This is a genomic window from Natrinema zhouii (genome assembly GCF_013456555.2).
In the GTDB taxonomy this organism is placed as follows: domain Archaea; phylum Halobacteriota; class Halobacteria; order Halobacteriales; family Natrialbaceae; genus Natrinema; species Natrinema zhouii.
Genome location: NZ_CP059154.1, coordinates 2593287 through 2612284, shown reverse-complemented (window position 1 = coordinate 2612284; position 18998 = coordinate 2593287). Strand labels below are relative to the sequence as shown.

The following is an 18998-nucleotide window of genomic DNA, read 5'->3' as shown; positions in this document are numbered from 1 at the left end:
CATATCAAAGTATTCCTATAGCTTCGCTCAAACTGGTTCAGTCTCTCGATTATGCACGTGTGACGCACGCAATGTCCAAGTAGGCGATTTAAAATGTCCTGACCCCGATCTAAACTTCGCCACCTATCAGTCGACAGACTATCACGATACAGACGGCAAGACTGATTTGGACCGTCTTGCTTCGGTTCGAACCCGCCCGAGCCATATTTCTGCCACGAACAATCCGTGACGGCAGAAATTCGTCGCGAGTGGTGGGTTAAACTACGGAACGAGCGAACGCTAGTGAGCGAAGTTCAGGTGGCTCGAACCCGCTCGAGCCAACCCACATTCTGTACGAACGCCATCCAACGTCGCTCTCCGTATCGGACACTGAAGAAAACGGCCGAAGCGACGTCACGGTCGCGCGATCGAATGTGACCCAAAACCGATCAATCGACCGGATCAGGATGCGTTCTAACAGTCCTCTACGTACTCCTCGTACTCGCGTTTTGCGCGCTCGTACGCGTGTCGCTTCTTTTTGAGTTGCTTCTTGTTCACCTTCCCTTTCTCGTATTTCTTTTTGTACTCCTCGTACTCGCGTTTTGCGCGCTTGTATTCGCGCTTTTTCTTCTTCTTGTTCTTCCCATCGTCACCGTCATCGCCGTCATCTCCATCATCGCCGTCATCTCCGTCATCGCCGTCATCGGGTTCCTTTGTGAACTCCAGAATATCGCCGTACACCACCATGTCGCCCACCTGGGCGACCGCTCGGAACTCGTAGGTCGTGCCCGTCTCGAGGTTCGTCGCCGTCGCGCTGAACGGTCCGGGTTCGGTGAGGACCGCTTCGTCGGTGAACATCCACACCGTCGTTCCCTCGACGCGGTACAGGAAGTAGACGGTAACCTCCGCTGCACCCTCGAGTTCGAGCAGTTCGCCGTTGAGCGTGGCCGTCGAGCCGTTGACCTCCGTCGCTGGCTCCGTCTCGACGTCCAACTCGTCCGGCCCGAATTTGGTGAACGAGAGCGTGGCTCCGAGGAACCGTTCGCCGTTCGCGACCATGACTGCCCGGAACTCGTACGTGGTACCGAGTTCGAGGCCTTCGATCCCGGCGCTGAAGTCACCGGGCGCGTCGAGCGTCTGGGACTCGGTGGCGATCCACTCGTCCGCGCCGAGCTCACGCCACTCGAAGAAGACGTCGACCGTGTCGAAGTCGCCGAGGTCGGTCAACTCACCGTTGAGCGTCGCGGTCGAACCGTTGATCTCCGTCGCCGGCTGTGTCTCGACATTGGGGACGCCGGCCTCAGCTTTGGTGAACGAGACGATGGTTCCTTCCTCACGCGTGCCATTGGCCACGACGACCGCCCGGAATTCGTACGTGGTGCCGGGCTCGAGGCCCTCGATTCCAGCGCTGAAGTCGCCGGGTGCGTCGAGCGTCTGGGACTCGGTGGCAGTCCAGTCTTCCTCGCCGATCGCACGCCATTCGAAGAAGACATCGACGGAATCGAAGTCCCCGATCTCGATCAATTCACCGTTGAGCGTCGCCGTCGATCCGTTGATCTCCGTCGCCGTCTGGGTTTCGACGATGGGTGCGCCGGGTTCGTCTTTGGTGAACGAGAGAACGGCTCCTTCGTCGCGCGTGTCATCGGTCACTGCGACCGCCCGGAATTCGTACGTACCACCGGGCTCGAGGCCCTCGATTCCGGCGCTAAAGTCGCCGGGCGCGTCGAGCGTCTGAGTCTCGGTTGCGGTCCACTCGTCCGTGCCGAGTTCACGCCACTCGAAGAAGACGTCGACCGCGTCGAAGTCCCCGAGATCGAGCAGTTCGCCGTTGAGCGTGGCCGTCGAGCCGTTGACTTCCGTCGCCGGCGACGTGACGACCTCCGGAACACCTGGGACCGTCTTGATGATGCGAAGCGTGGCCCCTTCGATCCGCTCGCCGTTCGCCAGCCCGACCGCCCGGAACTCGTACGTGTTGCCGGGCTCGAGACCCTCGATTCCGGCGCTAAAGTCGCCGGGCGCGTCGAGCGTCTGTGTGTCGGTGGCGATCCACTCGTCCGTGCCGAGCTCACGCCACTCGAAGAAGACATCGACGGTGTCGAAGTCGCCGAGGTCGGTCAACTCACCGTTGAGCGTGGCCGTCGAGCCGTTGACGTCCGTCGCTGGCGTCGTTACGACGTCGGGGACGGTCGGATCGCAACTAATGTCGAGCGTCGTGATATCGAGACCGATTGCGATATTGTCGGTCTCGAGCGAATACGTTCCGTCCGCGAGAGTCCCCCACGTCGCCGAACCGCCGGCGGGAACCTCCATCGTCTCCTCGTACGCATCGGGACCGGTGACGGTTACCATTACCGAGACGTCGTTGGGGTTCGTTACCGTGATCTCCCCGTCCTCATCTTCACACGCCGAGTCCACTCGCAGGTCGACGAGATCGCAGTCGCACCCGGTGACCGTCGCCATCTGAAGATTGACGTCGGTTTGGGCGTACAAACAGCCGTCCACCGTTGCGTTGGTGAGCACGTTGATCCCCGTCTGCGCCAGCACGACCCCCGCAAAGTTCGCGTCCGTCCCGATCTCGACACCGGCACCGCCGGCGACTACCCAGACGATGTTTTCGGCCTGTGCGCCCCCTTCCAGATTAACTGTCACCCCGCTCGCCACGGTGAGATCCCCCGCGATCTGGAAGATCCAGGTGTCATCCGGGCCACCCTCGATGGTGATATCGTCGTCGATCAGGACGTCCGTACTCCAGTTGTAGACGCCCGGGGTAAGCGTCTCCCCACCGATATTGCCGCCACCTAACTCCGTAACGTCCGGTGGGACGCGGCCGTACGCATCGGTGAACGCGGCTTCCATATCGCTCACGGCCGTGGTCAATCTGGACGGGGTCGGCTCCGCATAATCGGCCGCGTACACCCGCCCGTCCACCTGCGTCGACGTCGAGTAGACGCCAGATTCGTCCAGCGTTAGATCGAACCCGGTTATGGCGGTCGAACCGATCGGACTCACGCCGATGTCCCCTGCCACGTCGGAATTGGGAACGCTCGATATTCCGGACTTTGCCAGGATCGAAAAGTCACAGGCCGTCCCGAGGTCGACCGGTGCTGGGCCGTCCACTTGTTGGACTTGAAGCGCGTTCGTGGACGTCTCTTCCGGATCGTTATCTTCCTGAATGGCGCCCATACAGCCGGCGAGGCCGGCTGTGAGCAACCCACTCGATGTGATGACAGTTCTTCTGGTCGGACTGTAATCCATATCTGGTAATCACTAACGGATAGTATTGTAATCCTCAAACTACGGTTACGAAAGATGATTCTGTTTTGATTTCATCTCCTGTTCAGAATTACTGGTCAGTTCGGAGTACGCTGCTGAGGTATCCGGTGCTTTCGGAGTAGCAGTAGTTCCCATCGGGTCAGGCGGGAACCACAATTGACGACGTCGGGTCCTCAGAACGCGTCTGGATGGTGTACATGCTGCTTCCCTCCACCCAAACGCACGTATTACGGCCTCTACAGCCGAATCCGTAGCGGAAGCTCTCCTGGCAGGGATCCCTATCAGCGCAGCGAGGCTGGACGGGCAGTCACACGAGTCCTTGAGGGCCGCGTCGAACGCGCGTCCGATCCGTCGGTGCTATCGGATCGAGTAATCGATACCAATCGCAACACACGTGCGTTCGTGTACCGTCGCTAACTAGGCGATTTGAGGCCTGTATATAGTATAATGGGTTACTAGTGCCTCGTCAGATTCTGGACGAGCCACGCTCGAGCCCAGTGTTTTCTCGTGAACAACTGGCGAGCGGCAGACTTCGTTTCGGATAGCGACTCGAGCCCTGAGAACGAGATTAAGCACCGGCAGAGATGAATAGAAAAGCGGCGAGCGAGTCCGCGGTCGCCGAACACGGACGAGAGGCCTCGAGTCGATCAGTCGGACGATGGACACAGAGCGCGATACGCGCCGCGGTCGTCACTGTTTGAGTCGTGCGACGTTCTCCCGGATCTGGCCGAGTAGGCCGTCGCCCGACTCGGTCTGGAGAGCGGCGTGTAGCGTCGAGTTCTCCGGTTCGTCCTTGACGACGATCCGGAGGTAGGGCTCGAGCTGGTCGAAGTTATCTGCGAGGATGACGGTGTGGTTGTCCTCGTTGTGGTCGACGACGCCCGCGTCGTCGAGTTTCGGGACGTGGCACTGGACCGACGAGACGTAGACGCTCTTGTACTCGTTTTTCGCGACCTCGTCCGGCGGGACGTCGTGTTCCCAGCCCGCGACCGTCTCGGCCAGCGTCGATAGCTCGATCGGATCCTCTCGCCCGCGCAATGCGTACAGCAGGTACCGTCGCCGCCGATTGGCCAGTAGCTCGAGGATGGTGTCTGCGGAGAGCTCCTGTTCCGCTTGGCTCGAGGTAAGGGTTTCCATAACAGGATACTACTCTCCAGTGCAGAAAAGGGTGTCTTGAATATCTGATATTCCAACAGACGACGGGTAATCCTGTATATATGTTCCCGTATCCTCTCCGTTACTCGTTTTTCGATGACTTACTCGAGTCGACTGATCGTCCGTCCGCCTCCTGTAAGCAGGACGGAACGCCGATCCCGATTCGAAATCCTTTTTTATACCATGGCCGGAGAGTGTGGTAGGCCGCCTTAGCTCAGACTGGGAGAGCACTCGACTGAAGATCGAGCTGTCCCCGGTTCAAATCCGGGAGGCGGCATATTCTGCGGCGACGAACGAAGTGAGGAAGCGCAGAAACGACGCCGACCGGATTCTGAACCCTACCAGTCGCGCGCAGCGAAGCGAGCACGTCTGGTTTCGGTTCAAATCCGGGAGGCGGCATGTTTCTACGGCCGACAATACGAACGAGCGGAGCGAGTGAGTCGTCGGCCGCGAAACTGCACCCGAACGGATTTGAACTAGACGGAGGTTCTGCGCTTCGCGCAGGTTCTCCGGCGTAGTTCACAATCCGGGAGGCGGCATACTTCTCCGAAACGTTCTCTAGTAACCGGACAGAGTGGGTTTCGACAGTATTTCTCCCCCGAGATCCCTGGTGGGATTCGAGCTGCGATGAAGGGATTGCGCTGCTCGAGAACCGCTGAATTTCAGTCTTTCAACCGATGAGACGGATTAGACCGCATCGAGGAGGGAGAACGCGCCGAGTCCCTTTTCGGTGTGACAGAGAGCACGGTAGCAGGGCTCGAGCCAGCTGATTCGATGTCGTACTCGAGGAGTCGGCGCTCGAACCTGTCGGCGCTCGTACTCGAGACGGTCTCGACGGCCGGATCGGGGCGGTCGGGAAGCGTCCCGAGACAGTCCAGAATCGCTTCGCGAGTGCCGTTCATATCGGCGCGACGGACGGTGGGAACATAAGTACGATGTGGACGATTCGGTCCCGACCCTCATCGGCCCGGAGCCAGGCCAACGAACTCGACGGCGAACCGATTCGGATCGGACGCGGTGCAGTCAGCGAGGAGCCGTCATCCCTCGAGCAGTCGACGCGAAGTCGTTCCGAACGATGGAGCCGTTTCGGGCCGAGAGAATCAGAGGTTCGCGTCGTCAGAGAGCCCAAGGTACCGCGAACGCGGCCTGAGGTTTAAACGGTCGGTCCCGTCCGACAACATGCCGAGCAATGATTACGAACCTCGAGTGACCATACAACCGGCATTCCGTTCGGGGAAGCCCACTCCTCAAGAGGGCAGAGACTGACAGTACAGCCGTGAGCAGTAACTCGATTACAAACGAGAGCGATACGTTCGAGATCGGCGGTTCGACCGTTCACCGGCTGGGTTTCGGCGCGATGCGCCTCACCGGCGATGACATCATCGGCGCGCCCGAGGACGAGGAGACCGCACGCGAAGTCGTCGAGCACGCGGTCGACTGCGGCGTCGACCTCATCGACACGGCCGACTCCTACGGCCCCGCCGCGAGCGAGCGACTCATCGGCGAGGCAATCGGCGACCCCGACGACGTGCTGGTCGCGACCAAGGCCGGCCTGCTGCGCAACCGCGAGGGCGACTGGATCGCCCACGGCGATCCGGACTACATCCGCAATCAGGTGCTTACCTCGCTCGATCGGCTCCGGACGGACACCATCGATCTCTTCCAGTTCCACCGACCGGACGACGACACGCCGTACGCGGACTCCGTCGCGACCTTCGCGGAACTCAAAGACGAAGGCGTCGTCGACGAGGTCGGCGTCAGCAACGTCTCACCCGAACTCCTCGATACGGCTCGCGAACAGGTCGAAATCGCGACCGTTCAGAACCGCTACAACCTGAACGATCGCGGGAGCAAGGAGGTGCTCGAGATCTGTGACGACGAGGACATCGGCTTCATCCCGTGGGCCCCGATCAACGGCGACGATCTGGACGAACACGGCGACCTCCTCGACGAGATCGCGGCCGAGCACGACGCGACCCGACGACAGATCGGACTGGCGTGGCTGCTCGAGCGCTCGGACGTGATGCTCCCCATCCCGGGCACCTCGGATCCGGACCACCTCGAGTCGAACGTCGCCGCGTCACAGCTTTCGCTCAGCGACGACGAGGTACAGCGGTTGACCGAAGTGGCCGACTGAGCGCCCACACTCGTTTTTCGGCTGGAACCGGCTCGAACGGACTGGAGTGAACGCGGCTCGAGCTGACTCGGACCGGCCAGTATCGCTCGAGCCGACACGAGCTAGCTACGATCCATCGAGTCGGCCTGCGATCCGCTGGGAGAGATCGGTGAGGTAGAACGAGCCCCAGATCGCGGCGACGACGGCTCCGACGGCGTCGTAGACGAGGTCGACGATCGTATCGTTCAGGCCGTGTTGCGCGAGGACCGCGTCGAGGCCGAGCCGTTGTGCGCTCCAGTCGATGCCGAACTCCATGAGTTCCCAGACGACGCCGAAGGCCAGGACGAACACGAGGATGAACGCGAATAGCATCGCGGGTGGGATGTAGATTTCATCGGTGTAGAGGTCGATCGCCCGGACGACCGCGTAGCCCGCCGCGGCGACGATCGACGCAGAAACCGTGTGCGTCAGGCTATCCCACGGACCGATCAGCGCGTAGAGGCCGGCCGAGCCGAGCACGTGGAGAAACACGGCCGCGGTGAGCCAGAACACGAGTCCCGGCTCGAGCGGCAGTTTGGCGTCCCGCTCGAGGACGGCGGGGAGGAAGGTGATCCCGAGTGCGATGGCGGTGTTCGAGACCGTCGTCAGATCGCGGGTAACGATCCCGTAAATCAGGATGACGGCGAGCGCCGCCTGCATGACGCGAGAGAGCAGATTGACGAATTTGTCGGGGGCGTCCAGTCGATCCCGTATCAGCGTCGGAACGGGATCCGATTCCGAGTCGGGCGAGGACTTCTGCGGTGCAGACGTGCGCTGGGTATCGACTTCGTCCACACCGTACGACTGGAAGTAACGGCTGAAGACGAACCCCGCGAGCAGGCCGGCGACCGCCGCGTACGCGAAGTTGATCATCAACGCGCGATTGGCCGCGTCCTGCGAGCGGCCGTCCAGAATGTAGTTCGTCTCGAACGTCACGTCGGCGAGCCACTGCGCGACGTTCCACGCGCCGGCGACGGCCAGCGTCGTGAACACGACGAGCGTGACCGCGAACGCGTGGTTCATACGAACCGCAGTGAACCGATCGAGCTCGACGCACGCGACGAGCGCGACTGCAGCGACGGCGAGGTAGGTCACGATCGACGTCAGGAACGACTCGCCGAGCACCGTCGCATCGACGACGGGCAGTAAAACGAGAACCAGCAGTTCCCAGGGCGGCATCGCGAGGGGGTCCCGAAACGCGGCGACCGGGAGCAACACGATCGCGACTGCAAACGCGGTGAAGGCGAGCCACCGGTACGAGTCTGCGAGTCCGTGATTGATAGCGAGCGCGACAAGCACGATCGTAATAACCCAGGCCAGTGCCGCGTTTCGCTGTGACCCATCGAACGCCCCACCGAGTCGAGCATCCGCCATATCCCCGTTTAGGGGATGGGTCCCCTAAACGCGAAGGCATGAGTGCGCCGTTTCGAGTCGTTCACGCGCTCGAGACGTCTCGTTAGCGGTCAGTATCGCTCCTGGACTCTATCGATCTGACACTGCACGCAGAGATCGTCGGCGAAACAGCCGACGCTGTCGTGCGGACAGTCGTACGCCTCGACGTCGACGGACATGCGGCGTTTTGCGTGCTCCCACTCCGTCTCCCAGTCGTCGATATCCATCTCGGCGGAGGTGAAGACGACGGCTCCGTTTCGGTCGACGAGCTTCGCGACCGTGACCGAGCGGTGGGTCTCTTTGATGACGGCGATCGCGTCTTCGTATGATGTACATCGGATTTCCTCTCGTCCCGTCCGATCGTCTAACAGACGGACGGTGACGGAACCGTCGTACTCTTCCGTCGGCTCCAGACCACGGGTCATACCAGCAACTGGCGGAACGCCGCGATAAAAAGCTGCGCCCCAGTACGGTGAGTCGCGTCCGCCGGTCTGTCACGAAACGAGTTCGATTTTCTGGGAGCTCTTGCGATAAACGGATCCATAAGCCGCAGGAACTCCAGATGCGAGAATCGAACCGTGGTCGTTCCGCTCGCGTTGCTCGCTTCACTCTCCGGTTCGATTTCGCCTTCCGGCTTTTCCACTCTTCACTCCGTTCGCCCGAGCGGTGATACCGCTCCGAGCCGTCGCTCACTTCCTTCGCGACGACATCGTGAAAAAGTCCGGGTGCGAGAATCGAACCCGCGTCTCAGCCTCCACAAGGCTGAAGGATAACCACTACCCCAACCCGGACACGCTTGCATATCAACCTACAGCCGGTTGGACTAAAATACGTTACGACTCTGCGATGGAGTGTGGAACTCCGTACCGTGCGATTTCGGCCGGCGTGAGTGGTCCCTGATACCCTCTTACACTCGAGTCGGCTCGCGACCGAGACGTTTTTCGACCCGCAGCCCCAAGAATCGGCAACGCGTGGCCATCACCGACAAGATCTACGTCAAGAACCACCGCCAGCTCAGCTCCCAGCTCGAGACGAACATCCCCAAAGGAGCCTTCAAAGGGGCGACGCTCGACATGCTCTTTCAGGGCGAGGGCCTCGAGAAACTCGACGACGCGACCCGCGACCGCGTCCTCGACTTCACGCAGGACTTCCTCGACTGCGGCTGTGACAACAACCCCTACTGCGGCTGTCCGGAGCGGAAGTTCCTCCAGTACCTCCTCGAGTTACGCGCCCAGGGACTGGGACCGGACGCGATCGTCGACGTGATGACCGACGACTACATGGTCTATGCCTACTCCGGCGACGTGCTCTCCTTTCTCGACAACGCCGTCCGGACCCTCGAGGCCGCCGAGGGACTCGCCCGCGTCGACGGCGCGGACGAGGCCCACGACGAGATCCGACGGGCGAAGCAGGATCTTGCGCGATAACCGCAACCGAGCGCCTCAGGCTTCCTCCCAGGGTTTCGTCTCGACGTCGACGAACTCGAACATGTCCGCGAACTCGTCGGGGAACTGTTCCTCGACGTGGGCCAGTTCGCCGCCGGGAACCTGCTCGCTCAGCAGTTCGACGACCGCTTTGATTCGGTAGACCGCCTCGGCCCGATCGACGTTCGACGGCCGCCCGTAGGACGCGTCGAGATCCAGATCATCGTAGTTCAGCCGCTCGAGGACCTGGTCGACGAACTCGTCGTAGTCGTAGCCCTGCCCGTGATCGGCGGCCAGGAGGTGCCGATCGATCTCCATCGGCAGCGGGCTCGCCATGTCCGTCGCGCCGCCCTCGTCGACGCGCTCGCCGAGCGTCTCGAGGACCGCACGAACGGTTCGGACGGCTTCGGCCTGCCGGCCGGCCTCGATTCTGTGCTGTACCTCGCCGACGAAATCGGTGTAGCTCGTACTCATCGTGTTGCCTCGTGCTCGAGACTGTGTACCGTTCGAAGCAAAAGCGCTACCCGCGGATTCGCAAGCGTCGGCCGCAGTTCGGGCACACGGCATCGGCTGCGCGGGAGGGTATATATCACCAGCGAGGATCCCGCCGAGTAACGGACTACAGTCGCTCGGGTGCGAGCGCGTCGATCGTCGTCTCGGCCACCTCGCTCGAGGCCGGCTCGGGAACGACGACGATCGGATGGTCGATTCCCGTCTCGGCGACGAGCGTCCGGAGCTGGTCGCGGGCCTCGTCGGGCGTTCCGGCGACCCCGAGGTCGGCGATCATCTCGTCCGTCACCGCGTTCGCGGCGGCCCGCTTGTCGCCGCCGCGCCAGGCGTCGGCGATTCGGTCCGCCTCCTCGGGGAATTTCGTCGCGACCGCCCTGCGGTAGCCCTCGCCGCTCCCGACGTAGTAGGCGATGTGCCGACGCAGGGTGTCTCGAGCCTCGCTCCGGTCGTCGCTGACCGCCGACGGGACGTACGGCGCGATCGTGATCTCGCCGGGCTCCCGGTCGCGCTCCCGTGCGGCGTCTGCCACCTCCTCGAACGCCTTGTCGAGGGTCGAAAAGGGGATGTTGTGCGGAATCCAGCCGTCAGCGAGTCGGCCGACGACGCGGCGATTCGCGGGGCCGAGGCCGGCGTGATAGATCGGCACCGATGCTTCGATCGATGGGAAGTCCGCCGCCTCGAGCAGTTCGCCCTCGTAGTCGACGGGCTCGCCGTCCCCCGTGGTGAACTCGCGGATCAGTTCGATCGTCTCGTGGGCGCGCCGCACCGGGCGATCGAACGCCGTTCCGTGGAGTCCCTCGATCGCCGTCGCCGTGCTCGTCCCGAGGCCGAGCGTGAATCGGCCATCGGATGCGTCCGCGAGCGATGCCGCCGTCATCGCGAGGACGGCGGGCGATCGGGAGTACACGTTCACGATTGCGGTGCCGATCTCGATCTCGTCGGTCCGGCAGGCCATCTCGGTCGCCTGGACGACGCCGCTCGCGCCCCAGAGCTCGCCGACCCAGGCGGCGTCGTAGCCGCGGTCTTCCGCACGAACGGCGACGTCAGCGAGGTCGACATCGCCGAACGACGTTACCATGAGTCCAACGTCCATGCCCGCCCTGTGTACACCCAGCAGCAAAAATCGACGCCCCATCGCGACACGGAATCGACGGTCGATAGCAACGGGCGTCCAACGAGAAGCGAATCGAACGGAACGGACGCTGAAACTGCAATCCTGCACAAGGTTGACCTGTTCGGCCGATGATCCATCTCTATGATCGATCGGGAAGGCCGCGTCATCTTCGGCTCGCTTCTGGCGTTCGTCGTCATCGTTTCGGGCTCGATGGTCGTCGAACGCCAGACCGGCGTCGCGCTCCGCGATCGGCCGCTGCTCGCGTTTGTGCTGTTCGCCGGAATCGCCGTCGCACTCCCGCAACTGTATCTCGCGCTCGCGGAACCCGGTCCCCGCTCGCGGAGCAGACTCCGGTTCGCCGCAGTTACTACGGCGGTGTTCGCGGTCGCGTTCGCCGACGACGCGTCGGGCACTCGTTATCTGCTGATCGCAGCGATCGGCACCGGGTCGATCCTCGGACTGCTCTGTTACGAGGCCCTCGAGGGATACCGTGCCGTCAGCGACGAGATTTCGTTCGACCTGCGCGATCGGTGAGCCGCGAGCGGCGAAAATCAGCAACTGTTAGGGCGTCCGACCGTCTCGTCCCACCCATGACAGCTCCCGAGGACCTCGCCGAGCGAGTGCGCGAGGGCGACCTTCGTCTCCACGAACTCGAGGACCACGCCGACTACGACACCGCGGCCGAAGCGCGCCGGATACTCGTCGAACGTGAGACGGGAACCGAACTCGAGGCGATTGGCGACTACGCGTTCCCCGCCGAGCAGGCGGACCCGAACATCGAGAACATGATCGGCGCGGCGCAGGTACCGATGGGCGTCGTCGGCCCCGTTTCCGTCTCCGGCGGTGCGGCCGACGGCGAGCACTACCTGCCGCTCGCGACGACCGAGGGCGCACTGCTGGCGTCGGTCAACCGCGGGCTGGGCGTGATCCGCTCCGCGGGCGGCGCGGACGCACGCGTGACGAAGAACGGCATGACTCGAGCGCCAGTCTTTCGCGTGACCGGCGTCGCCGAGGCAGCCGAAACCGTCGAGTGGGTCGAGTCCAATTTCGAGGTCCTTCGGGAGGCCGCCGAATCCACGACGAGCCACGGCGAACTGCTCGACATCGAGCCCTACGTCGTCGGCGACTCCGTTTTCCTGCGCTTCGCCTACGACACCAAGGACGCGATGGGGATGAACATGGCCACGATCGCCACCGGCGAGGCCTGCGAGATCGTCGAGGCCGAAACCCCCGCCTCGCTCGTCGCGCTCTCGGGGAACCTCTGTTCGGACAAGAAACCCGCTGCCATCAACGCCGTCGAGGGACGGGGGCGCTCCGTGACCGCCGACGTCGTCGTTCCCGGCGACCTCCTCGAGGAACGCCTCCACACGACCGCCGACGCCATCGTCGAGGCCAACACCCGCAAAAACCTGATCGGCAGCGCCAAAGCGGGCAGTCTGGGGTTCAACGCCCACGCCGCCAACGTGGTCGGCGCGGCGTTCCTCGCGACCGGCCAAGATGAGGCCCAGGTCGTCGAAGCCGCCAACACGATTACCACGATGGACGCCCGCGAGCGCGAGGACGGTACCACCGACCTCTACGCCAGCGTCTCGCTCGCCTCCCTCGAGGTCGGGACCGTCGGTGGAGGGACGAAACTGCCCACGCAGTCGGAGGCGCTCGAGATCCTCGACCTCCGGGGCGGCGGTGATCCGGCGGGGTCAAACGCCGACGCGCTCGCCGAGATCATCGCCGTCGGCGCGCTGGCCGGGGAACTCTCCCTGCTGGCCGCGCTCGCGTCGCGTCATCTCGCGAGCGCACACGAGGACCTGGGGCGATAGCGCTCGATCGTGTGTGAAGATGGTCAGCGCTCGAGTGGTGAAAACGAGAAGTCGGCGTCGACTACGCTGATTCCTGCGTCGTTCCCGTCTCGGTGCCGTCCTCGGCTGTGCCGTGCCGAACCGTTCTGATTGCGATGTAACACCCGGAGAGGACGAGAAGCATCAGTCCAAGGACGACCTGCAGCCCTATCGTCCCCAGTAAAACGAGTAGCCAGCCGACGGCGGCACCGCCATGTCCGAGCGTGAGATCGTACCGTCCGACGCTCGCGTGAGCGACGGCGAGCACGGCGAACGTCGCCACGAAAATCCACGTCGTCGCGACCGTCGCCTCGACCCCCGCGATCGTTTCGCTGACGACCGTCCCGTAGACGAGTACCCCGATCGCAGCCAGGAGTCCCGCACCGATGATTCTCCCCTGGAGACCGGTCGTCGCTGTCATACCGACTCGCGTCGCTGGACGGGGAAAGCCGTGGCGATACGGTCGGGACGGGTACCGGCAGGTGAAACAGTCGTCCCGAACTACAGCAGGCGATACCGGCCGCGACTCTCGCTGACGACGCCGCGTCGCGCGAGTTTCTCGAGCGCGTCCCGAACGTACTCGGCGGAAACCCCCCGCTCGCCCGCGTACTCGACCACGTCGTCCTCGGTCGGCCGTTCGAGGGCCTCGAGCGCACCCTTCACGATCTCCTGCTTGCTACCGCTGCGGGCCGACCCCCGCGGGTCGCGGTCGCCGGCTGCCTCGACTTCCGCGACGTCGAGTCCGGACCCCTCGAGGTACTCCGCGTCGTCGACGACGCCGTCGGCCACCTCGTCCTCGAGGTCGGCGAAGGAGTCGAGTTTCGCGAAGGCCTCGCCCTCGCCCTGCCGGTTCGCGAGCATCGAGGCGCGGACGTCGCGAGCGTGGGCGGCGTCGTCGGTTTCGACGAACTTCTTGCGCTTTTCGTAGCCCTTCCGCGAGCCACAGCGGGGACACTGGGTCGTCTCGGAGCGCCCCTCGATGATCCAGAGGTTCGAACACTCGCTACAGCCGACGACGGCGTACATAGCAGACAGTGGGCCGCCCCGACAGTTCAACGTTCGGCAACCGGAGCGGAAGTAAACGACCGGAACACCGGCGGAACTATTAGGCGGTCCGCCCCCTCTCGTAGCGTATGGAACGCGTTTCCCTGACCGACCTCGAGCCGTCGGAAGCCGCCGACGGCGTCAACCTGGCGCTGATGGCCGGTACCGACTCGATGAACGTCCAGCACTTCGAGATCGAACCCGGCGCAGTCGTCGAGGAGCACAGCCATCCCAACGAGCAGACCGGTTTTCTGTACGAGGGCGAGTTGACGTTCGTCAGCGACGGCGAGGAGGTCGTCTGTGGCCCCGGCGACTCCTACGCGATTCCGGGCGACCAGCCCCACGCAGCCGAGAATCGCGGTGACGAGACGGTCCGCGGTGTCGATATCTTCAGTCCGTCGCGAGAGAACCCGAACTGGCAATCCGACTGATCGATTCGGGACGGGGTCTCGTCTACGCCGCGTCGAATCGGTCGGGTTCGATCAGCGGATCACCACGGTGCGGGCAGAACGGCGAGTGCGATCAGGAGGGCAGCAGTATTGATGAGGGCGTGCATGAGCCACGCGCCGACGAGGTTGTCGTACCACACCCGCAGGACGGTCAGGAGCGCGCCGAGGACGCCGGCGACCGCGATGCTCACGAGTCCGGCGATGAAGACGTGAATTACCGTGAACAGCAGCACCGACAGGACTGCCGCGGCGAGGAGCCCGTAGCCCCGACTCAGGAGTTGACCGAAGACCAGTCCGCGAAAGAGGAGTTCCTCGGCAATCGGGGCGACGAGCACCGATCCGAACAGGAGGATCGCGAGATCGACCGACGTGGTGACCTGTCCGGGATCGTGTGGTTCGAACCCGACAGTCGCGGCGTACCGGTTGATTCCGATGACGATGCCGATCCCGACGATAGCCGCGAGTAGCGCGGCACCAATCTCTCGGATCGAGGGACGGCGAAAAACGGCACTCGCTCGCCAGATCGCGTCGTCGAACCGCCACCGGAGCACGGCCAGGACACAGCAGTACCCGATCCCCAGCGGGAGGTTCGCGAACTGTTCAGGGAGTCCGGGATCGGACCCCATCGTGACAGTATAGATGGCGGTAAACGCCAGGACCGGGAACAGAAACGGCACGAGCGCGAGCGCGATCCCGATCCACAGCGGGAGTTCCGCGAGCGGCGCGACGGTTCCCGAGAGCCGTCGCTGTCGGTCGATCGAGGGCCCACCGACGTCGATCCACCGATCGGATGGACCTGATGTCATTAGTATTTCATTATGGGTGAACGGTATAGTAGTACGGATGTCTCGAGTCCGACGATAGATCAGTAGGTATGTGAGTGGTTTGTAATATCCATGAATACCACGGAGTTATATGCACGACTTCGAAAGAGGGATCGATGGCAACCGAGTCACGGTCGTCGGACACGTGGGGTATCGGACGAATCGGATCGTTTCTCGAGCGACTGGGGCCGACGTGGCTCGCCGGCGCGATCGCGGCGGGGCCGGCGACCATGGCCAGTCTGCTCGTTGCGGGTGCGAGCTTCGGCTACGCGCTGCTGTGGGTCGTCGTTCTATCGGCCGTTTTGGGAACCGTCGGCCAGTATCTCGCGATGCGGCTGGGGCTGCTCACCGAAGCAGGGATCGTTACGGTCGTCGAGCGCCACCTCGGCTCGTTCTGGGCCTGGGTGCTCGTGGTCGACGTCGTGCTGGCCGCCGGGCTCGCCCAGCTCGTCATCATGAAGACGCTGGCGGGCGTGAGTGCGACGGTCGCCGAAAGCGCGGGGATCGGTACCGCCGCGCTGACCGATCCGCGATTCTGGGGCGTGCTCTGGGCGGTGATCCTCGCACTGGGACTCGCGGGCGGCGGCTATCGCCTCGCGGAGGTCGGTGCCAAGCTCCTCGTCTCGATCGTCGTCATCGCGTTCATCGCGAGCGCGTTCGTCGTCCCGATCGATCCGGCTGCGGCGGCGAGCGGTCTGAAACCCGCGATTCCGGCCGGCGTCGACGGGGCGCTCGTCGCCGCAGGGATCCTCGGCGGCGCGGTCCACATCACGCTGCTGACGATGCAGAGCTACACGATGCGCGCCCGCGGCTGGACCGCACGCGACGCGGACATCGCGACGTTCGACGTCGTCAGTTCGATGCTTGTCGCCTTCGGGATCTTCAGCCTCGGCGTCTTTCTCGTCGCGGCGAGCGTCCTGCCCTCGGCCGGCGTCGATCCGGCGACGATCGACGGGGTGGGAGCCGCCCAGACGCTCGGCCCGATCGCCGGCGAGTACGCGATGTGGCTGTTCCTCGCCGGCCTTCTGGGCGCGGCGGTCTCGACCCTCGGCGGGAACACGATCGTCCCGCCCTACCTCCTCGCCGACAAACTCGGCTGGAAGCAGTCCGTCGACGACGGCCGGTACCGGGCCGCGATCGTCGCCGTCGCGCTCGCTTCGGCCGCCGGCGCGTTTCTCGAGGGGGCGTTCTTCCAGTTACTCGTCCTCACGCTGGCGTTCGGGCTCGTCGGCACGCCCTTCGCCATCGCGGTGATCCTCTACTTGCTGAACGATTCCGCGGTCGTTCCCGAGACGAACTCGCTGCCGGCGAACCTCGGCGGTCTCGCGCTGTTCGTCGTCGCAGTCGTCCTCGCCGGCGAGTTCGTCCTCGCGGAACTCGAGACGGTCACCGAGCCGGCCTCGGCGTTCGTCGTCACGTTCGCCGCGGCGATGGCGCTGGCGCTCGTCGGACTGGCCGGGCGATTCGTCCGGGATCGGATCGACGCGAACTGAATCAGGAATCAGCAACCGGCGAAACCGATGGGATCGAGCCGTTACAGCAACAGGGCGGAAACCAGCGCGAAGAAGACGAGCAGTCCGCCGCCGGTGATGGCGAGCGCGACTGCAAGCGGGAGGAGGAGACGACCCGCTTTCTGCACCATCGTTACCGTCGACATGACCGCACTCAGGGGGCGGTGAATGACCTGCTCCATAGCATCGATGGCCACACGCTGGCCCTTGAAAGTCAGTCAGACGCTCGAAAGACACCGGTTTCGACGGCGATTAGTTCAGTCGAACACGGATGGCGCTCACGCGCTATACTCTTCGAGCGCGTCCCACTCCCGCCGCATCAGTTCGCGGACGCCGTGTTCCAGAATACCCTCGCCGAGCGAGGTCGCTCGGTAGTAGGAATAGAGCCCGTCGCTATCGGGTTCCTTGCGTTTTCTATTCTCCACGAGACCGACGTCGACGAGTTCGTCGAGGTGGTAGTGGAGCACGTTCGACTCGATCTCGAGGCGGTCGCGTAACTCGCTGGCGCTCTGAGACCCGACGTCGACGAGTGCGTTCAGGACGCGAAACCGCGTCTCGTTGCCGATCGAACGCTGCATCGCGAGGTACTCCTCGAGCGAGAGAATACTCCGCTCGGGCAGCAACTCGTCCGCAAGGAGCGGACCGTCGAACTGTCTCGACTCGAGTGACGTTTCTGAAGTATTCGACGGCCGATCACACTAGCGACTTCCGCATCTCGACGTGGGGGATCCCGGCTTCCTCGAACTCGTCCCCGCGTCGTTCGTAGCCCAGACTCCGATAGAAATCAGCGGCCCGCGTTTGCGAGTGCAATTTCAGCGCCGTAAACCCCAGCGCGTCGGCCCGCTGCTCGAGGACCTGCATCAGGGCACGACCGACGCCTTCCTCTCGTCGCGACTCGAGGACGGCGACGCGTTCGACCTTGCCGATATCAGCCTCGTACTCGCGCAGTCGCGCCGCGCCGATCGGTTCGTCGCCGTCGTAGGCGACGACGTGGGTGGCCGTCTCGTCGTGCTCGTCGTACTCTACGTCCTCGTCGACACCCTGTTCCTCGACGAACACCTCCCGTCTGACCGCGAAGGCGTCCTCGCGTTCTCGTTCAGCATCGGCGATTCGGACCTCGAGATCGTCCATCACTGGGGGATACGTCCGCCGCTGGTGAGAACGTTACTCTTCGGAGAGATCGACTCGTCGCCGGTCGTCTTCCGTCTCGGCACCCTCGAGTCTCGCCGTGACGAAGAGCTCGTCGCGGTCCGTCTCGCGGTCGTCTCGGCGAATCGTGAATCTGGTGTCGGTCGTCGCTCCGGGTTCGAGACGAACGGTGGTGCTGTCGAGTTCGTTGCCCCCGGCACCGCGGAGATCGACCGCCGTCGCACCAGTGACATCGCCGCCGTTTTCGACAGTGGCGGTGACGACGGTCTCGCTCGGTCGAAACTGGTCGGTTTCGACGCGCTGGATCGACAGGACGGGACCGTCTTCGACACTGATCGGCATCGAATCGACCGTGTTCCCCCAGAACGTACCGAGACGAATCTCGAACTAGCCGCGGTAGAGCGACCCGCGGGGCTGGGCGATCCTGACCGTCGTCCATCCGCGTTCGGCCTCGGTCTCGAACGGCTGGTCCCTCGTGATCGTTCCGTCGGGTGCGACGACAGCGATGTGGAGGTCGGTCGAGTCGATATCGAGAAACACCGAAAACGATGCCTCCGCGGCACTGTAGTGGACGCGAACGTCTTCGAGAGACGCCGATGGCGGCCTCGCATACCGGATACCGACTCCAGCACCGATTCCGAAAAGTGCCGTCGCGCCGGCCGTAAGCGCCAGCCACCGACGCTCCGGAAGCCGCGGATGGCGGATCGATAGCTGCTCGGTCAGCAGCGAGAGACCGACGGCGAGCGCACCGGCGGCCGTGATCGCGAGCGAATACGGGAAGAGCTCGTCGACGACGGAACTACCCAGCCACGCTAAATCGAGCACGGCGGCCAGGAGGCCAACCGCTATCGTGACCGGCATCGGTGCGATAATCGCCGTCCCGAACACGGTGACGCGATCGAGGTCGAACCCGTCCACGAGGAGCCAGAACACGAGTCCGACGCCTAACGCGACGAGGATGCTGTACTCCTTCGGATCGATGTACAGTTCGAGGAGGCCTTCGTATCGCGCGGCGACGAACAGCGGGACCAGTACCCCGGCGATGACGAGTGCAAGTGCCGGAACGAGGTCGTCACCCGGCTCCCGACCGGCGCGGAGCCGGGTCAACGGATCGGCCGCGCGGTTCGGGTCGTCGGCCCGATCGGACCTCGAGTCCATACCAATCAGCGTATTCGATCGGTTAT

General features: G+C 63.6%; 21 protein-coding genes and 2 tRNA genes. 7 read left to right on the top strand and 16 right to left on the bottom strand.

What is annotated here, in order from left to right; genetic code table 11:
- Nucleotides 1–453 precede the first annotated feature (453 nt).
- A complete protein-coding gene (locus HYG81_RS31630) occupies nucleotides 454–3234 on the bottom strand; it encodes an ice-binding family protein (RefSeq protein WP_180840174.1) in 2781 nt (926 codons plus the stop codon).
- Between the two features lie 708 nt (nucleotides 3235–3942).
- Complete coding sequence (locus HYG81_RS31625; RefSeq protein ID WP_180840173.1) at nucleotides 3943–4389, bottom strand: DUF7344 domain-containing protein; 447 nt, start codon at nucleotides 4387–4389, stop codon at nucleotides 3943–3945.
- 221 nt (nucleotides 4390–4610) lie between these two features.
- Between HYG81_RS31625 and HYG81_RS31620 the strand changes: the two genes are divergently transcribed.
- Nucleotides 4611–4684, top strand: a tRNA-Phe gene (locus HYG81_RS31620).
- Nucleotides 4685–5069: 385 nt separating this feature from the next.
- Here HYG81_RS31620 and HYG81_RS31615 read toward each other — a convergent pair.
- Nucleotides 5070–5309 carry a hypothetical protein gene (locus HYG81_RS31615; protein ID WP_226375944.1) on the bottom strand — a complete coding sequence of 80 codons (240 nt, stop codon included), beginning with the start codon at nucleotides 5307–5309 and terminating at the stop codon, nucleotides 5070–5072.
- Between the two features lie 374 nt (nucleotides 5310–5683).
- On the opposite strand from HYG81_RS31615, the gene HYG81_RS31610 reads away from it, so the two are divergent.
- Nucleotides 5684–6544 carry an aldo/keto reductase gene (locus tag HYG81_RS31610; protein ID WP_180840172.1) on the top strand — a complete coding sequence of 287 codons (861 nt, stop codon included), beginning with the start codon at nucleotides 5684–5686 and terminating at the stop codon, nucleotides 6542–6544.
- 105 nt (nucleotides 6545–6649) lie between these two features.
- Here HYG81_RS31610 and HYG81_RS31605 read toward each other — a convergent pair whose 3' ends face one another.
- The 3 genes from HYG81_RS31605 to HYG81_RS31595 all read right to left on the bottom strand — a co-directional run bounded on the left by HYG81_RS31605 (nucleotide 6650) and on the right by HYG81_RS31595 (nucleotide 8745).
- Nucleotides 6650–7936, bottom strand: coding sequence for a DUF2238 domain-containing protein (locus HYG81_RS31605; RefSeq protein ID WP_180840171.1), 1287 nt, complete (start codon nucleotides 7934–7936; stop codon nucleotides 6650–6652).
- Between the two features lie 89 nt (nucleotides 7937–8025).
- The gene (locus HYG81_RS31600) at nucleotides 8026–8379 is read right to left on the bottom strand and encodes a hypothetical protein (protein ID WP_180840170.1); all 354 of its coding nucleotides are present in this window, start codon (nucleotides 8377–8379) and stop codon (nucleotides 8026–8028) included.
- A 294-nt stretch (nucleotides 8380–8673) separates the two neighbouring features.
- Nucleotides 8674–8745 (bottom strand) — tRNA-His (locus HYG81_RS31595).
- 180 nt (nucleotides 8746–8925) lie between these two features.
- Here HYG81_RS31595 and HYG81_RS31590 point away from each other — a divergent pair.
- Nucleotides 8926–9381: a DUF5814 domain-containing protein gene (locus HYG81_RS31590; protein WP_180840169.1), complete on the top strand. Its 456-nt coding sequence runs from the start codon at nucleotides 8926–8928 to the stop codon at nucleotides 9379–9381.
- 15 nt (nucleotides 9382–9396) lie between these two features.
- On the opposite strand, the gene HYG81_RS31585 is transcribed toward HYG81_RS31590, so the two are convergent.
- Nucleotides 9397–9852: a DUF2267 domain-containing protein gene (locus tag HYG81_RS31585; protein ID WP_180840168.1), complete on the bottom strand. Its 456-nt coding sequence runs from the start codon at nucleotides 9850–9852 to the stop codon at nucleotides 9397–9399.
- A gap of 145 nt (nucleotides 9853–9997) precedes the next feature.
- Entirely contained in the window at nucleotides 9998–10981 is a 984-nt protein-coding gene (locus HYG81_RS31580; RefSeq protein WP_180840167.1) for an LLM class flavin-dependent oxidoreductase, read from the bottom strand.
- Between the two features lie 162 nt (nucleotides 10982–11143).
- Between HYG81_RS31580 and HYG81_RS31575 the strand changes: the two genes are divergently transcribed.
- Together HYG81_RS31575 and hmgA are read left to right on the top strand one after the other, a co-directional pair.
- Nucleotides 11144–11536, top strand: a complete 393-nt coding sequence (locus HYG81_RS31575; RefSeq protein WP_180840166.1) for a hypothetical protein — start codon at nucleotides 11144–11146, stop codon at nucleotides 11534–11536.
- A 56-nt stretch (nucleotides 11537–11592) separates the two neighbouring features.
- The gene (gene hmgA / locus HYG81_RS31570; protein ID WP_180840165.1) at nucleotides 11593–12819 is read left to right on the top strand and encodes a hydroxymethylglutaryl-CoA reductase (NADPH); all 1227 of its coding nucleotides are present in this window, start codon (nucleotides 11593–11595) and stop codon (nucleotides 12817–12819) included.
- Nucleotides 12820–12880: 61 nt separating this feature from the next.
- Here the strand turns inward: hmgA and HYG81_RS31565 are convergent, their stop codons facing one another.
- Entirely contained in the window at nucleotides 12881–13258 is a 378-nt protein-coding gene (locus HYG81_RS31565) for a hypothetical protein (RefSeq protein ID WP_180840164.1), read from the bottom strand.
- A gap of 80 nt (nucleotides 13259–13338) precedes the next feature.
- Nucleotides 13339–13863, bottom strand: a complete 525-nt coding sequence (locus HYG81_RS31560) for a DUF5817 domain-containing protein (protein WP_180840163.1) — start codon at nucleotides 13861–13863, stop codon at nucleotides 13339–13341.
- Nucleotides 13864–13970: 107 nt separating this feature from the next.
- On the opposite strand from HYG81_RS31560, the gene HYG81_RS31555 reads away from it, so the two are divergent.
- Entirely contained in the window at nucleotides 13971–14312 is a 342-nt protein-coding gene (locus tag HYG81_RS31555) for a cupin domain-containing protein (protein WP_180840162.1), read from the top strand.
- 59 nt (nucleotides 14313–14371) lie between these two features.
- Here HYG81_RS31555 and HYG81_RS31550 read toward each other — a convergent pair whose 3' ends face one another.
- Nucleotides 14372–15136, bottom strand: coding sequence for a CPBP family intramembrane glutamic endopeptidase (locus HYG81_RS31550; RefSeq protein WP_180840161.1), 765 nt, complete (start codon nucleotides 15134–15136; stop codon nucleotides 14372–14374).
- Between the two features lie 134 nt (nucleotides 15137–15270).
- Here HYG81_RS31550 and HYG81_RS31545 point away from each other — a divergent pair, with 134 nt between their 5' ends.
- Entirely contained in the window at nucleotides 15271–16647 is a 1377-nt protein-coding gene (locus HYG81_RS31545) for an NRAMP family divalent metal transporter (protein ID WP_180840160.1), read from the top strand.
- 41 nt (nucleotides 16648–16688) lie between these two features.
- Here the strand turns inward: HYG81_RS31545 and HYG81_RS31540 are convergent, their stop codons facing one another.
- The 5 genes from HYG81_RS31540 to HYG81_RS31520 form a co-directional block, all read right to left on the bottom strand.
- A complete protein-coding gene (locus HYG81_RS31540; protein WP_180840159.1) occupies nucleotides 16689–16847 on the bottom strand; it encodes a hypothetical protein in 159 nt (52 codons plus the stop codon).
- Between the two features lie 96 nt (nucleotides 16848–16943).
- A complete protein-coding gene (locus tag HYG81_RS31535) occupies nucleotides 16944–17243 on the bottom strand; it encodes a winged helix-turn-helix domain-containing protein (RefSeq protein ID WP_180843024.1) in 300 nt (99 codons plus the stop codon).
- 115 nt (nucleotides 17244–17358) lie between these two features.
- On the bottom strand, nucleotides 17359–17796 hold the full coding sequence (locus tag HYG81_RS31530; protein WP_180840158.1) for a GNAT family N-acetyltransferase: 438 nt from the start codon (nucleotides 17794–17796) through the stop codon (nucleotides 17359–17361).
- A gap of 33 nt (nucleotides 17797–17829) precedes the next feature.
- Nucleotides 17830–18156, bottom strand: coding sequence for a hypothetical protein (locus HYG81_RS31525; RefSeq protein ID WP_180840157.1), 327 nt, complete (start codon nucleotides 18154–18156; stop codon nucleotides 17830–17832).
- Between the two features lie 45 nt (nucleotides 18157–18201).
- A complete protein-coding gene (locus tag HYG81_RS31520) occupies nucleotides 18202–18972 on the bottom strand; it encodes a hypothetical protein (RefSeq protein WP_180840156.1) in 771 nt (256 codons plus the stop codon).
- Nucleotides 18973–18998 lie beyond the last annotated feature (26 nt).